Raw genomic sequence first — 14,008 nt, 5'->3', positions numbered from 1 at the left:
CGGCCTTGACCTGCGCGATCGCCCGACGGGTGGACCGCTCCGAGCCCGCATAACCCAACGTGAGTAGCTTCTCGTGGGCCTTATCAGCGCGGATCCGGCCCTTGGACGCCTCAACCCATTCCTCAATCTTGGGCAGGAACGCATCAGTGACACGCTCACGCGGCGCCGGCTCGGCAATCGGCCGGCCCGCATCCCGCGCCGCAACATGCCGGGCAACAGTGTGATGCGAACAGCCCGTCAGCTCCGCCGTGGCGCGCAACGATCCGGTCAGATCGTAGGCAGCAAGAATTTCCATGATTTCTCCGTCAGACTTCATACAGGGCCTCTTCCTGGTTCGCTTGGTGCGCTTAGACACCGTCATCAAATCCCGGGGAGAGGCTCCCACCGCTTAAGGCGCGGTCGGTTCAGTAAGGAAGTGGGCAGATCTCATGGCCACCGATGGGCAGTTCTACTGGCCGTCAGTGGGCACTTTCGTGGCCGCCTACGGGCAGTTTTTCATGGCCGCTAACAAACTCGAGTCGCTGCACCCCTTCCATCGACCGCCTTACGGGCGCCTATTAATGTCGGGGGCGCCGTCTATCGTGAGTAGAGAAGCTCGTCCAACCCGGGGGTGAGCCGAATACTCGCGAGGAGAGAACCTCATTGAACAGCCCGAGTGACAGTCGCTCCGTTTTCGTCGTGCACGGTCGTAATGAACCGCTCCGCAAGTCGATGTTCGACTTCCTACGGAGCATCAACTTGTCACCAATGGAGTGGACAACTGCCGTTGAACTTACCGGCGAGGGTTCGCCCTACATCGGCCAGGTGCTCGATGCGGCCTTCGACCATGCGACTGCTGTGGTTGTCCTGATGACACCCGATGAGGTGGCGTATCTACAGCCCCGATATGGTCATGGCGATAACGACCAGGAAACGCAACCAGCACCGCAAGCTCGTCCCAATGTGCTGTTCGAAGCCGGCATGGCGCTGGGGCGTGATGCCAAACGAACGGTGCTCGTGGAAGTGGGTGAAGTTCGTCCGTTCAGTGACGTTGCTGGACGTCATGCAATCCGGCTTTCGAATTCTTCGGCGAGTCGTCAGGCTTTGGCGAACCGCCTTCGAACAGCAGGCTGCGCTGTCGACCTCAACGGCACCGATTGGCACACCACTGGCGACTTCACAGCCCCGCCTCCTCCAGGGGAAGGCCTCCCACTCGGACGTCGGCTCCCGAGCGGCGCCCCGGCGAGAAAGGCAGTCGATTTCGATCTCAAGTACTTCAATAAGGGTGGTAACCGCCTCGACAAGCTGCAGGTGGTGAACCGAGGAACGGAGACCGCCTATGACGTCGCCCTGTCCTTGCCTGAAGACGCAGCCCTCGATCTGCGTTCGACGGCTGTGGGATCAATTGCGAAAATCCCGGGCGGTGGCCGCTCCGTCACGGTGGATGTCTTCAACACGAGGCGGATGATGGGAGGCCCGCGAGGGGCGGACGCCTTCGACATCACCATCACAGCGCGGACCGAGAGTGGCGATCAGGTGGTCCAAGAAGTTTTTCTCGATCTGAACGGATGATGACATGGATGAAGAAATCCGAGTTCCAGTGAGCCTGCCACTCGACAGTGATGGCTTCCTTCGGCGCGAGTGCCCGACCTGCGAACAAGAGTTCAAGTGGTACAGCCATGCCGAAGGTGATGGTGACGCGGAGCCGGCCTCCCAATACTTTTGTCCACTGTGCGGCGTTGCATCCGGGCTCGATTCATGGTGGACCCCTGCCCAGCTTGAGTACGGCTTTGGAAGTGCCAGTGGGGCGATCGATCAGGCAATGCAGGACGCCTTGGCGGACGCGTTCAAGGGGGTCAAAGGAATGAAATTCGAGCCGAACTCGTCATTTAGCCTTGATATTGAGACACCGGACCCACTTATAGAGCCTGACGACATGGTAATCGTCGAATCGCCCTGCCATCCGAATGAGCCACTTAAGGTCCCTGAGGCTTCCACCGAACACGTATTTTGTCTGATTTGCGGTGCACCGTTCGCTGCTTAGTTAGGGAACGGCCCGCGGCCATCGCCCGGGCGCGAGGGCAGCGACCTCCCAGCGGGCTTTGGCGCTATCGGGCGGATAGAGGCCTTAGGCTTGGCGGGCGTTGTGGTGGATCAGCCTTTTGACTGTGATGACGGTGGCGGGAATTAGAAGAATTGCGCTGCAAACTAGCTGGACGACGGTGGTATTGATGTTCCCGGCGCCTGGCCAGGGGACGTAGCCGAAGCGGTTACCACCATATTCCACAAACTCCGTGATTGAAGTAGCGACGCCAATCACCGCCAGAAGTGCCAAGGCTACCCAGACAAGGCTGCTGAGACGGATAGTCACGGGCGCGTTGGAGGGTTGGGGTGTAGCCGTTGATGCGTTCATCTTCTTGCCCTTTCGTTGGTGCTTCCTACTCCAGCTGACGTCCCCGGGCAGTCCCCGGAGCGCACGACTAGCTATTGCCCGGTCAATTGATCCTGGTGAAAGTTCCCGTTGCTGCCCGTCCGCGAGTTGCTCGTAGATGTCAGAGAGAAGTTCTTGACGTCTTTCGTGCGCCACGTTCGCCGGCACGAAGCTTGTGTAGAAGTCCACCCATCGGAGGACTGCCGACATCGTTCTCGAAGTCGGGATGTCATAGAGAGCGGTCATGGCTGAACCGGGCGGAGGGTAGCTAGCGGACGCGGTGTCGTGGCCGGGCCGGGGTGGGATGCATGGAGCGCGGCGACTCCCTTGGATGAAATGCGGTAGAGGCGTCGGCGCGGCCGACGTTCAGCCTCTGCGATCTCAGGATCTTCCCACTCGGTTTCCAGTAGGCCGGCTTCGGCCATGCGCGCCAGGGCCTTGTATAAGGTGCCATGGCCCGTTAGCGACTTTCCGCCATCCCCAGACAGAGCACTCGCAAGCGCAAATCCGTACATGGGTTTGCGGTCTGAATGGGCGTCCCTGGCGATTTCCAGGACGCGAAGTTCCAAAGGAAGTAGCGTCCCTGCTTTTCGTCGCGGCATGCTGAAAGAATAGGAAGATACCTTCCTTAAGTCAATGCCCTGCCTACCTGTTGATATCCCGTGTAACCCTCTTCGTCCAGCATGCTTGGCGAACCTGGAGACCCTGCTCAATGAACTGGGGCTGGGGATGAGCCACATTATCCGCATGACGATCTACCTCACTGACTACCAGGATTTCGAGGCCATCAATACCGTCTATGCACAGCGACTGACCCCGCCGTTTCCGGCCCAGGACTACCGTCCAAGCGGCTAGTTTGCCGCTGGGTGCGAAGGTGCAGATCGAAGCAACAGTTCATCTTCCCAACATGGGATAAGGGACTGAGGTTTGCAGCACTTTAAGGATCTGTCTCGAAACTTCTCCGTCTCGAATCCCTAGGTTTCTGCGATGGCCTGGCGCTCACGTCGAAATTGCCAACGATGCTTCGGCAAAAGGTTCACCTGAGCGGGTTGACCGTTAATCCTGCACACCGTCGCCGGCCTCGCAAGCGTGGGACCCACCTCCCGGCGGACCTCGTGTCCGCCGCACTCCGGGTGACAAATAGCGCTGCGAAAAGAACGCCATTTAGCGTTGCGAATCACACCGGTGGGCGCTGCGGATGTCCCGACCAGTGTCTTGAGATGCTTTTGATTTCCGAAACGTGCCAATGAGCGCCTGCACCAGGGTGTGCATGAGTCGAAACTGATCTCCGTGCAACTCTTCATTGTCACGGGTTCTATGCCGGAGGAGACTTGAGGCGACGGCATCCGGATCTCGAGCCGCCAGCGGGGCCACCCGGCTGCGGGGCCTCACAGCCCCTTTAGCGGCTTGGTGGATTGATGAGCTCCATGACATCCCTCGAAAAGGCCGGTCAGTGGACGCGCCATCTCTTGCCCTTGGTGGCTGTCGCACTGATTGGATGTCTCGGCGGGTGCGAGTATGAGTCCGACGACGTCCCCCTCCCGTCCACCAGTTCTCCGACTACGGAGGCTCGAACGGCCCCGCCACTGCCGGACGGAAGCGGCACCCGCACGGTCCCACCGCTGCCGGAGAGTGGCGACATCGACGCCGGCACATACCTCGTCCCCGTCGCCGGCTACAAGGAACCTTTCGAGATCACCGTCCCAGACGGCTGGTTTGCTATCGACAGCAAAAGCCTGGGCAAGGACGACGCGGATCACCCGGCTGAATGGGCCGTCTACGTGACTCTTTGGCCCGCCAACTATGTGTCGATGGACGCATGCACCTGGATGGGCGCCCTTGCCGATGTCGGTCCGTCGGTCGAGGCCTTCATTAGGGCTATGGCGGCGCAGTCGTCAGCGGCGAGCAGTCCTCCCGCCAAGGTCATGGTAGGCAATTACTCCGGCTTCGAGTTCGACCACTCCGTCGAGGGCGATGTGGACATCAACGCCTGCGACGCCGACAGGTTATGTATCTACTCAGAAAATAGGTATACCTGCACACACGGGTACTCGACTCGGGGCGAGCGTGAAACCTACCGGGTGGTCGACCTGAACGGCCAGCGCGCTGTGATCGGGGTGAGGGAACTTCACGAATCAATCAATCCTGAACTGACGAGAGAGGCACGCGCCGTCTTCGACTCGATCGTGTTCAAGTCCGACAAGTGACCAGCTGATCCGATATGTGATCCCGCCCTCGCGCGCCGGCTCCTTCTCCGAAACCCACCTGCATGTCTCATAACCGAGGCGCCTCAAAACGCAAGGGTTTCGAGACGGCGGGGAGTGTAGCGGTTGGCGCACCTACACCGTGCATTTCATCGTGCAGGGTAAACGTGCGTACAGAGGCTAACAACAGCGCCGAGGGAAGAACTTATGTCTGGCTGCGCGCTCGACGACCGGCTAACGGGCAGAGGCTATCCGGCGGCGCAATGCAGAGAGAATACCCACTATACAATTTTCAAGTAATGGGGTTACAGTGAACTACAGCAATCCACAGGGACAACCGGAGGGATCTGGGGAACCATGGCTACTGAATGGGTTCTGCTTCCGGTGCCGCAAGAGGATTACGCGGAGCTGAAGCAAATAGTCGAGTACCGACAGCAGCAGCGAGGTGAGGCATCCTCCCCCTCGACGGAGGAGCTGCGCGGGGACGAACTGGCGGTCGACGCGGTGCGGCGCGCCGCCTTCGGCGAGCACAAGGCCTGGCCGGCGTCTGCGCTCACGCGCCTGGCCGAAGGGTCGACGCTCACCACGCAGCGTTGGGCGAGGGTTATGGACCTGTGCGCGCAGAACCCGGGCGTGATGTTCTCGACCGAGGACGTGTCAGCGAAGACGGGAATCTCGGTCAACGAGTGGCGCAACGCGTGCCGTAAGATCCGCGCCCACCTTAAGAAGCACTACCCGGACGTGCCGCAGTGGGAGCGCGAACCCCACGCCGGGAAGCCCGTGTGGCCGCTGGTGACCATCTCCGGCCGTGACCTGAAGGTGCCCGACCAGCTGTACGTCGGCATCACTGCAGAACAGGCCGAGCTCTGGACGAGTGTCCGCTGAGCGCCGCCAGCGCGACAACGCTGCATAGGTACGCCTAGCTCGACTAGGCACTACGCGACAATCGCGCACTTGCCTCCATATGTGGGCACTGAACGGTGGATGATTTTGCGGTCGTTGGGTCGGTCACTCGGATAACTACGCAGGCTGGCCCCTGGACAAGGGGCATACCCGGAAACGGTGCGGCGCGTCATCGCAGGCTCTGACGGTGTAGGAAGTTGGTAAGCTCAGTTGGCCCTCCACAAACGCACACGGGCCATCTATCGCAAACGGAGCAACGCCAAATATCGTTGCGATCCACAGGCTACCGTTATGGAGACCCGACTCAAAGCCAATCGTTCGAAGTAGTCCTGGCGCAGACTTACGGCATGGATCCTGAGCTCGTAACCAGTTCGAATGACTGCATCACCGAACGGCACCCGGAGGGCAAGCGTGTTGCCGCAGTGTCTGTACGAGGATCCCCTTACGGGCATTTAAACTCATCTCCGGACCGGAGCCATGTGTCTTATAACCCAGGTGCCTGAAATCGCTAGGTTTTAGAGACAAGGGCAATACAAGCGAGGCCTTTACCAGTAGCGCCCGAAAATGGTCTGGATGTAGATCAGCATTAGGGCGTAACCAATGCTGCATAGCCAAACATACGGCCACGGGCTTCGCGCCTGCTCCGCCAAGGGCTTCCCCCGCCTTCCTTGCGGGTGAAACACGAGCACATAAAGGCTGAGAGGTTTCCACCTATAGACAGCAAGTGATACCGCCACGAAGAGCGCCGAAAGGAATGACAGGGTGGCTATGCATTGGAAGTCCGTTAGCGGTGGAAGAGCAGGTGAAATCGCTATAGCGCCACCGTGCAGGGCGCGATTCACCCGTCCGAGGAACGTGTGGATAGGCGACCCCGGCCGAACGATCAAAGGAAGTCTGAATTGCCTGCCATAGCCGACGGCGTAAGTCACTCTCTCTCGACTCGTGCTGCTCGCGCCCAAGCCGGCGACTGGTCTTGCCGATGTTGATCCAGTTGATTCAGAGGGTGAGCAGCCCTTGTGGCCCAGATCATTTGCGCCCGCTCCCTGACTAACCCAAAGGTCAACTTTTAGTCGGTAGTTGCCTCCGATGCACGATCACCGACCGATTAAAGCAACTAGGCGAAGGGCTTGTTGGGGACACTCAGAGCTTGGGGATCTTCTTCTACAATGCGATTTCTCAAGAAATCCATTAGTTCGAGATCAAACACATCGGAACAAACTACCTGCTCGTTCTTTGTAAGACGAAGGAAACGCTCGGCGTTCTGCTCGGCGGATTCCTCTATTGTGAACGGGTCATCCGCGACATCAATCGAGATGTCGTGGTCGCTGAGTATCTGCTGACCGCGGTGCATTCCCCTTTAGGAGTCAACCCGTGAAGTTTCTAGGTAGACGCCTAGTTTAGTGACTACTATCGTCGCCGATCGAACGTCTGATCGGATGATGCGTCCGTGCCGCGCTATGAGCTGTGGTAAGATCTCGGCACGTCCCGGGCTCAGCAGGCCCCGGGACGGCCCGAAGAACAATCAATGAGGCGCGAACCACTGTCCGCCGTTCTCCGCCTCCTGGCAGCTGATACCTTCCCCCGCCGGACCGGGGGGACTGACCCGGAAGGCCAAGACATTTGGTTCACTACGAGAAGGCGGACAAGACGTTGTCGGCCCGAAAGGATGGCCCGTGAAGTCCACGAGGAATGAGCCCGCAGCTGGCGCCAATCAGTCCGGCCAAGGCGAAGACCCGCGGCTGTCCTTCGACCAATGTTGGGACCTGTTGGCTTCACAAACAGTCGGACGCCTCGGCCTGGTCGTGGATGACCACCCCGAGATATTCCCTGTGAATTACGTCCTGGACAATCGCACCATTGTCTTCCGCACCGGCCGAGGACGGAAGCTGTGGGGCGCGATGGCCGCGCGGCCGTCTGTCCTGGAAATCGATGGGTACGACCCACGAAGCGAGGAGGCATGGAGCGTTGTAGTTCGTGGCGAAACACATCTCATCGATGATCCCGACGAATTCGCGCGTGTGGAGGCTCAAGGGCTTCAACCCTGGCAGCCCGGGCCCAAAGACCACTACATCCGCCTGACACCTCGTGTCCTGACCGGCCGCAGGTTCAAGGTAAACCCACCTGATGTGTGGACTACCAGGCCAAACGATGCACGGCGGGCCTCTTTCGAATAGGACTCAGTGGCGGCTTCCCACCAATCCATCGAGACACAAAAAGGTCAGGATCAGCGACATGGAAAAACAACAGAAGGTATCGTCAGCGGAGATGCTGGAAAGTCAGGAATGCTGGGCTTTTCTGCGGCAAGTGTCTGTGGGCCGCTTGGCCGTATGGCTGGAAGACGGCCCGGACATCTTTCCCGTCAATTACGTCACAGACCACGGAACGCTCGTTTTTCGGACAGGGACAGGAACGAAACTCGACGCGGTGCAAGGTGAATTCCCCGTGGCTATGGAAGCAGACGGAGTCAATCCGGAGACCGGAGTGGCGTGGAGCGTCGTGATTCGCGGCAAAGCGGAACTCCTGACGAAGACCGATGACGTCCTTGCCACCTTCTCGCTTCCATTGTTCCCATGGGAAGCAGGCCACAAAGATCATTTTGTGCGACTAGTGCCAAACTCAATCTCAGGACGTCGCTTTACCGTTGCGCCTCCCAATATCTGGTGGAATGCCATGCAAAGCGCCAAGCGGGCAGCGCCGGAATGAGTGCGTGCCGCAGTTCATCCTGGCTACCATCACGCGCCATGATCATCCCGGAGCGCCATGATCATCCCGGAGTATGGCCTGAGCTTCACCCATGAACTCGGCCCGCCTGGACGACATCGGTCGGGTTGTACCAGCGCATCGTAGTGCAGCTGGCTACTTTTCTGCCGCAGGGCATAGGCGATACGGCCGGGCGTGGTACCCGCGGCTATCGAGGCCCGGGAAGGCTATTGCCCTCGGCCCGGTTCTTGATGCCGTAGAGCATCTTTCTCATCATGGGGAAGTCCGCGAATTCCAGCAGTGGAACGGTGAGCAGCAGCGACAGCCCGGGCCGGTAATGCTGTTTTAGCCGGGTAACCAGTCTTGTCCTGTTGCCCGGAAGCGGTGTGAAACACCAGGACCAGGAGGAATCCGGTTTCGCCCACACCAGATGCACTGGAAATTTCTCCTCGGCTACAACGAAAGATGTGGCGGGATTGGGCTTAGCTGTCATCGGGGCTACAACGTCGCCTACCCGCAGGTTTTGCCATGCCGGAAGGATGGTGTTGGAGCTGGGTATGCCCAGGGAGTCCAGCAGATCGTATGAATAGAAGCCCGCCCGGTTGATGCCCACCTGAATTACCCATGGCCATACCTCCTCTGGCGGGGCGTTGACCGTTACGGCCCGTGTCGCCGTGAAATGCGATGCCGGGACTAACCCGTCGCCGGGCATCGGCGAGGCAACTTCCATGTCAGTTGCTCCCCACCGCAGATGCCAGGGCCTGAACAGTGGGGCGGCTACGAATACGGGCAGCGCTGCCACAGCTTCTGCGGTCTGCAGCAGCAGCGTCCGCCAGGCTGGCTTCACTGGTTCTCCCCGGCCTTGGCGGGTCCCCGGGCAGAGACAGTTTCATCGACGCGGAGCAGCCTCAGATGTAGGGATCCGAGGACTAGGAAGAACAATGACAGCGCCAGCCACAGCCAGAAAGCTATGGGGTCAAAACGCGAGCCGAACAGCTCCTTGGCTGGTTCTGCTGCCGCCAGTGACAGTATCAGGGCGAAGCCGAGCGTGTAGGCGGCCGGCAGCAGCAGGAGCCCGGTCTTTTGTCGGCGGAAGGCGGCGATCGCCAGGATGAGGAAAGCAGGCATGATGAGGCACAGATCAAGGATGAAGACCGAGTAGATCGACTCGATTTTCTGCCGCGCGGCCATGAGTGGCAGGAGCATGGCGATCCATAGCGGGTAGAACATCAGGGGCTGCAGGAGTGCTCCGGACGCCGACAGGAGGCGGACGCCCTTTGGCAGGCTTACCTGCCTGGTCCTGCGGTACAAGGCCACCGTTTCATAAACTACGGCCCATAGAGCTGCCGCGAAAATGGTCATGTAAACCAGGTAGAGCCAGTTGTATACCCGTTCGATGGTGTAGATGCCGTAGGCGTACACGAGGTAGCCCAGCAAGCCAAGGACTATCAGCTCCAGCCTTGGCCGTGAACCGCGCGCTGCCAAAGCCAGAACCAGCAGCACCAGGGCAGCCGCAACGGACATGGCATCCTGTGAATAGGCGCCCGGCAGGTAAGGCTCCTCGACCAGGCCGTCATAGACGGCCGGGGAGGCAACCCCGAAGCCGGCCGCAACGAGCGTCAGCAGCGCAATGAGCACCCACGCCATGCGCCTGAGCATATGCCGGTCCCCTTTCCTGGGTTCCTGCAAGGGGAGCGCTTCCGTGTCTGCCGCAGATTCCTTCATTTCCTGACTCCTTCAGCCCTTACCCAACAGGGTTCCATGCGTCCGGACTCCATTGAAGTGGCTAAAGTCCTCCCGTCCCCGCCCTGGAGCATTGCCATGACCTTTGGCCCTACATCCATTGGAGGGCGCAGGGCCAGTCTTGAACTCACCACTCCCGAGCAACCAGGAAGTCCAGCCATGACACACCGTAAACCAATCGCTGTTGGCACCAATGACTCGCCACAGAGCCAGGCAGCCGTGCTGTGGGCCGCCCGCCGGGCCGAACGCGCCGGACTTCCGTTGGTGATCCTCCACGTGGTGGGCGATCGCTGGGTCGCTGACCCATACCCTTGGCTGGGGGTGCTGGAGGGGGCCGGTGACCGACTCCTGGAGACTGCGGCCGGGCGAGTCAGGGAATCCTTCCCTATCCCCATCACCACCCGACTCCTCCACGGCGGTGTTGGAGGATCGTTGGCCAAGTACTCGGGCAAGGCATCGATGCTGGTGGTCGGCTCGGGCAGCGGTCACCTTGGCGGCTCGTTGGCAGACCTGGCACTACAGGTTGCCGCTTCCTCCAAAGTGCCGGTCGCCGTTGTGGGAACGGAAGACGTGGAGGGTCGGTCCGGAGTAGTGGTCGGCATAGACGGTTCCAGGGAATCGACGCAGGCCGTCGCTTTCGCCGCGGCCGAGGCGGACCGGGAAGGCGAGGAACTCACCGTCCTTTATGCCATCAGCGTTCCGGACCCGGTAGTGGGTGCGGGCCTCTCACCAACTGCCCTGGGCGAACTCATCGCCGAGGAGGAACGCATAGTCCTGGCTGAAGCGGTAGCAGGGCTCAAGGAAGACTTTCCGGACCTGCAGGTGCACCAGGTACTGGAAACCGATAAGGGGCCGGTGGATGCGCTGGTGGATGCGGGCGCAGGCGCCAGGATGCTGGTCGTGGGGAGCCGGGGCAGGGGCGCCATCAAACGGCTCCTGCTCGGGTCCACTGCACATGGTGTCCTCAAACATCTGCCCTGCCCTACTGTCATCACCCGGATCCAGCCCGCCAAGAACAAAATGACTGCCGGCACATCGAAATAGCCGGGGACCATCAGGCCAAGGACCGATACCCCTGAACGATCACTCCTCAAGCCCCCCAACCGAAATTCTGGCAGCCGAAGACTGCTGGAAGTATCTGGAGTCGTCCTATATTGGCCGTCTTGCCCTGATCAACGGCTCCAACCCCGAAATTTTCCCCGTAAATTTCACAGTCCTTGGGCGGAAACTGGTCTTCCGCACGGCTCCCGGGACAAAACTTCGAACCCTTTTGACCGGCAATGCGGTTGCACTGGAAGCGGACGGACTCAACACTTACGCCACGGAAGTGTGGAGTGTCGTGGTGAAAGGTATCCCCGCACCGTTTGAGGGCGACGACGCAGACTTTACTGATATTGATCCTGACCGCAGCCCCTGGGAGCCAGGCCTGAAGGAGCATCTGATCTGCATTGACCCGAAGGAAATCAGCGGGCGGAGGTTCGCAGTGCGGTCCCGTACCCGCTGGTGGCCGCCCCAGGACTTTTCGGCCGACTGGCTTTAAGACTGTGCGCCCAGGACTGGCTGAACCGCTGCCGGCGGTTGATGGCTTAAGACCCTATCCGGCAAACGTCAAAGCGGGCATTCTCAAGAAAACCCTATTTCCATTAGAGGCTGTCACTGCCTCCAACCCACCAGGTTTGGCATCATGAAAAAAACAGGCTCCGTAATAATGCTCGTCGTCGGGATCCTGCTATCGATCCTTGGCTTCACAGCACTGGCCGGAGGCCTTGCCGCATCCGTGCTGGGAACCGCACAGGGCGACGGATACTTCACTTCGGGCAGCGCGCGGCTTTCCGTCGTGTCCCACGCACTGACTACGCCCCGGCTCGACGCAGTTGGCGAGGGTGTTCCGCCCCGGCTGCCTTTCGATATCGGCACACTCAGGCTCCGTGCCACCTCCGCGGAGCCCGGCAGGGAGATCTTTATCGGCATCGCTGCCCAAGCCGACGTCGAGCGGTATCTTTCGGGCGTTCATCACTCAGAGCTCATCGAGGTGGACAGCCGTCCCTTCCGGGCGGAATATCGTGACATTCCCGGCACCAACACTCCAGCACCGCCGGCAGAGCAACCCTTCTGGAGCGCTTCCGTCTCTGGTACCGGCCAGCAGGAGCTGACCTGGGATCTTGCCGCCGGCAGCTGGGCAATCGTGGTCATGAATGCTGACGCCAGCTCCGGCGTAGATGCCCGGGTACAGGCCGGATTCAGGTCAGACCTGATTTGGCCGGCAGCAACCGGCCTGCTGATTGGCGGGGCTATCGGATTGGCTATCGGGGTTCCCCTGCTCGTTTTGGGTGCCGTCGGACTCGGGAGGCATGCAGAACCGCCTTCCCGTGGGCCCCGCGGACCGCTTCCGCAGTTTCAGGGTGGAGCTCCAGGAGTAACGGCAGCCCCGGGAACGCTGGGAACACCGTCTGCGTCACAACCAGGCCAACCCTCACCTCCCGAAGACGTTCCCTACCCTGTGCGGCTCTTCGGCAGACTGGATCCGGCATTGTCTCGATGGATGTGGCTCGTGAAGTGGTTCTTGGCCATTCCGCATTTCATCGTGCTGGCTTTCCTCTGGTTCGCGTTCCTCGTGACCACAATCGTTGCGGGCTTCGCTATCCTGTTTACCGGCCGCTATCCGCGCCCCCTGTTTAATTTCAATGTTGGAGTTCTGCGGTGGAACTGGAGGGTAGCATTTTACGCCTACGCCGCGGCAGGCACCGACCTCTATCCGCCTTTTACCCTGGCACGCACCGACTATCCCGCGGACTTCGAGGTGGACTACCCCGAACGGCTTTCCCGCGGCCTGGTCCTGGTGAAATGGTGGCTCCTGTCCATCCCGCACCTGCTCGTCGTCGCGGCCTTCGCCGGGACCACCTGGACCTGGCAGGCGGAAACCAATGATCCGGGTACAACATATGAACGTGGGACAGGGCTCTCCCTTCTGGGGTTGCTTGTCCTGATTGCCGTGGTGGCCTTGCTCTTTACCGGCAGGTACCTGCGTCCGCTATTCAGCCTGATCATGGGGATCAACCGGTGGATCTACCGGGTCCTCGCTTACACTGCGCTGATGCGTGATGAGTATCCGCCGTTCCGGCTCGACCAGGGCCCTGATGAGGGCCCGCCTGCGGCGGTGGGCCCGCCGCCGGATGGAGCGGTGCTCCCGGAGGCCGGACCAGCGCCACGGCCATGAATTGGCTGGCCGGCCTGTTCCTAGTGGCCCATGGACTGATTCATGCGGGCATCTGGTGCACACCCTTCGATCCGGCGAAAGCCCCGTTCGACCCCAGGCATTCGTGGCTGGCGGCACGTCTGGGTCTGGCCGGGCCCGCTCGCCGCTTTTCAGTGATGCTGGCACTGGCAGCCGCCGTACTTTTCGTGATCTCCGGTCTGTCGGTTATCACCAATGCCCCTTGGGCTGGAGCAGTAGCCATCGTTGCAGCCGTGATGTCACTGGTGCTCACCGTACTGGTGTTTCACCGTTGGCTTTCCCTAAATCTGTTGATCAACATGGCCATCATCGGGGTTGTTTCGGCTTACGCCTAGTTCCCCGGGTCCACCTGTCCCAAACAGCATGTGGAAATTCTCTTGTCAGCAAACGGGACAGTCCAGCGGCCATCAGCGGGTTCGGCAGCGTCCACACGCCCAGAGGAGTGATGACGAGCAGGAAGACGATGGCGCCGCTAAGTCCCAGCTTCACCAGGCGTCCACGGCTGAGGATCAACAGGCCCACCGTTATTTCTCCTGCAGCGGCCACAATGCCAACCACAGGAGGGGCAACCGCCACCACATTCGCAAAAAACCAGGCGTAGAAGGGGATCAGCGGCTTACCCGTTCCTAACGAAACAAACAGGTCCGGGGCCATGAAACTGAGTAACGCATTGACCCCCAGCGCCATGACGATGAAGAAGATGCCGATAAAGATGCGTGCGCCGTCCGGCCTGACAAGACTGAACAACAGGAAGGCGGCACAAAATATCAGCCACGGGATCAACTGCTCCACGGTTACCCCTGTCTATGGAAG

General features: G+C 60.3%; 16 protein-coding genes and 1 pseudogene. 11 read left to right on the top strand and 6 right to left on the bottom strand.

The annotated features are described in order from the left end of the window. Positions 1 to 316, bottom strand: a pseudogene (locus AC5RTT_RS09635) (IS21 family transposase); the annotation flags it as partial. A gap of 326 nt (positions 317 to 642) precedes the next feature. Between AC5RTT_RS09635 and AC5RTT_RS09630 the strand changes: the two are divergent. Together AC5RTT_RS09630 and AC5RTT_RS09625 are read left to right on the top strand one after the other, a co-directional pair. Beyond that, on the top strand, positions 643 to 1,551 hold the full coding sequence (locus AC5RTT_RS09630) for a TIR domain-containing protein (protein ID WP_494145001.1): 909 nt from the start codon (positions 643 to 645) through the stop codon (positions 1,549 to 1,551). 4 nt (positions 1,552 to 1,555) lie between these two features. Beyond that, positions 1,556 to 2,023, top strand: coding sequence for a hypothetical protein (locus AC5RTT_RS09625; RefSeq protein ID WP_494145000.1), 468 nt, complete (start codon positions 1,556 to 1,558; stop codon positions 2,021 to 2,023). An 84-nt stretch (positions 2,024 to 2,107) separates the two neighbouring features. Here AC5RTT_RS09625 and AC5RTT_RS09620 read toward each other — a convergent pair whose 3' ends face one another. Together AC5RTT_RS09620 and AC5RTT_RS09615 are read right to left on the bottom strand one after the other, a co-directional pair. Continuing rightward, positions 2,108 to 2,656, bottom strand: coding sequence for a hypothetical protein (locus tag AC5RTT_RS09620; protein ID WP_494144999.1), 549 nt, complete (start codon positions 2,654 to 2,656; stop codon positions 2,108 to 2,110). Beyond that, complete coding sequence (locus AC5RTT_RS09615) at positions 2,653 to 2,925, bottom strand: PadR family transcriptional regulator (protein ID WP_494145004.1); 273 nt, start codon at positions 2,923 to 2,925, stop codon at positions 2,653 to 2,655. The genes AC5RTT_RS09620 and AC5RTT_RS09615 overlap by 4 nt, the downstream gene beginning before the upstream one ends. A 121-nt stretch (positions 2,926 to 3,046) precedes the next feature. Here AC5RTT_RS09615 and AC5RTT_RS09610 point away from each other — a divergent pair, with 121 nt between their 5' ends. The 5 genes from AC5RTT_RS09610 (at position 3,047) to AC5RTT_RS09590 (ending at position 8,220) form a co-directional block, all read left to right on the top strand. Next, entirely contained in the window at positions 3,047 to 3,265 is a 219-nt protein-coding gene (locus tag AC5RTT_RS09610; protein ID WP_494144998.1) for a RidA family protein, read from the top strand. A 572-nt stretch (positions 3,266 to 3,837) separates the two neighbouring features. Beyond that, positions 3,838 to 4,617: a hypothetical protein gene (locus tag AC5RTT_RS09605; protein ID WP_494144997.1), complete on the top strand. Its 780-nt coding sequence runs from the start codon at positions 3,838 to 3,840 to the stop codon at positions 4,615 to 4,617. A 354-nt stretch (positions 4,618 to 4,971) separates the two neighbouring features. Next, a complete protein-coding gene (locus AC5RTT_RS09600) occupies positions 4,972 to 5,499 on the top strand; it encodes a hypothetical protein (RefSeq protein ID WP_494144996.1) in 528 nt (175 codons plus the stop codon). A gap of 1,757 nt (positions 5,500 to 7,256) precedes the next feature. Continuing rightward, positions 7,257 to 7,691, top strand: a complete 435-nt coding sequence (locus AC5RTT_RS09595; protein ID WP_494145003.1) for a pyridoxamine 5'-phosphate oxidase family protein — start codon at positions 7,257 to 7,259, stop codon at positions 7,689 to 7,691. Between the two features lie 58 nt (positions 7,692 to 7,749). Then, positions 7,750 to 8,220: a pyridoxamine 5'-phosphate oxidase family protein gene (locus AC5RTT_RS09590; protein WP_494144995.1), complete on the top strand. Its 471-nt coding sequence runs from the start codon at positions 7,750 to 7,752 to the stop codon at positions 8,218 to 8,220. A 205-nt stretch (positions 8,221 to 8,425) separates the two neighbouring features. Here AC5RTT_RS09590 and AC5RTT_RS09585 read toward each other — a convergent pair whose 3' ends face one another. Then, positions 8,426 to 9,064 (bottom strand): hypothetical protein, encoded by a 639-nt coding sequence (locus AC5RTT_RS09585; RefSeq protein WP_494144994.1) that lies wholly within the window; start codon positions 9,062 to 9,064, stop codon positions 8,426 to 8,428. Further along, on the bottom strand, positions 9,061 to 9,942 hold the full coding sequence (locus AC5RTT_RS09580) for a hypothetical protein (RefSeq protein WP_494144993.1): 882 nt from the start codon (positions 9,940 to 9,942) through the stop codon (positions 9,061 to 9,063). Before AC5RTT_RS09580 ends, AC5RTT_RS09585 begins: the two co-directional genes overlap by 4 nt. 177 nt (positions 9,943 to 10,119) lie before the next feature. Between AC5RTT_RS09580 and AC5RTT_RS09575 the strand changes: the two genes are divergently transcribed. The 4 genes from AC5RTT_RS09575 (at position 10,120) to AC5RTT_RS09560 (ending at position 13,530) form a co-directional block, all read left to right on the top strand. Beyond that, positions 10,120 to 11,004: a universal stress protein gene (locus AC5RTT_RS09575; protein WP_494144992.1), complete on the top strand. Its 885-nt coding sequence runs from the start codon at positions 10,120 to 10,122 to the stop codon at positions 11,002 to 11,004. Further along, a complete protein-coding gene (locus AC5RTT_RS09570; RefSeq protein WP_494145002.1) occupies positions 10,985 to 11,500 on the top strand; it encodes a pyridoxamine 5'-phosphate oxidase family protein in 516 nt (171 codons plus the stop codon). Before AC5RTT_RS09575 ends, AC5RTT_RS09570 begins: the two co-directional genes overlap by 20 nt. A 144-nt stretch (positions 11,501 to 11,644) precedes the next feature. Continuing rightward, a complete protein-coding gene (locus tag AC5RTT_RS09565) occupies positions 11,645 to 13,177 on the top strand; it encodes a DUF4389 domain-containing protein (RefSeq protein ID WP_494144991.1) in 1,533 nt (510 codons plus the stop codon). Beyond that, entirely contained in the window at positions 13,174 to 13,530 is a 357-nt protein-coding gene (locus AC5RTT_RS09560) for a hypothetical protein (protein WP_494144990.1), read from the top strand. Before AC5RTT_RS09565 ends, AC5RTT_RS09560 begins: the two co-directional genes overlap by 4 nt. Here AC5RTT_RS09560 and AC5RTT_RS09555 read toward each other — a convergent pair. Further along, positions 13,502 to 13,987, bottom strand: a complete 486-nt coding sequence (locus tag AC5RTT_RS09555) for a hypothetical protein (RefSeq protein WP_494144989.1) — start codon at positions 13,985 to 13,987, stop codon at positions 13,502 to 13,504. The two genes, AC5RTT_RS09560 and AC5RTT_RS09555, sit on opposite strands and share 29 nt — an antisense overlap. Positions 13,988 to 14,008 lie beyond the last annotated feature (21 nt).

This window comes from Arthrobacter sp. Y3221157 (assembly GCF_059089865.1).
The sequence above is the reverse complement of the archived record's forward strand: the minus strand, read 5'-3'. Positions and strand labels throughout refer to the sequence as shown.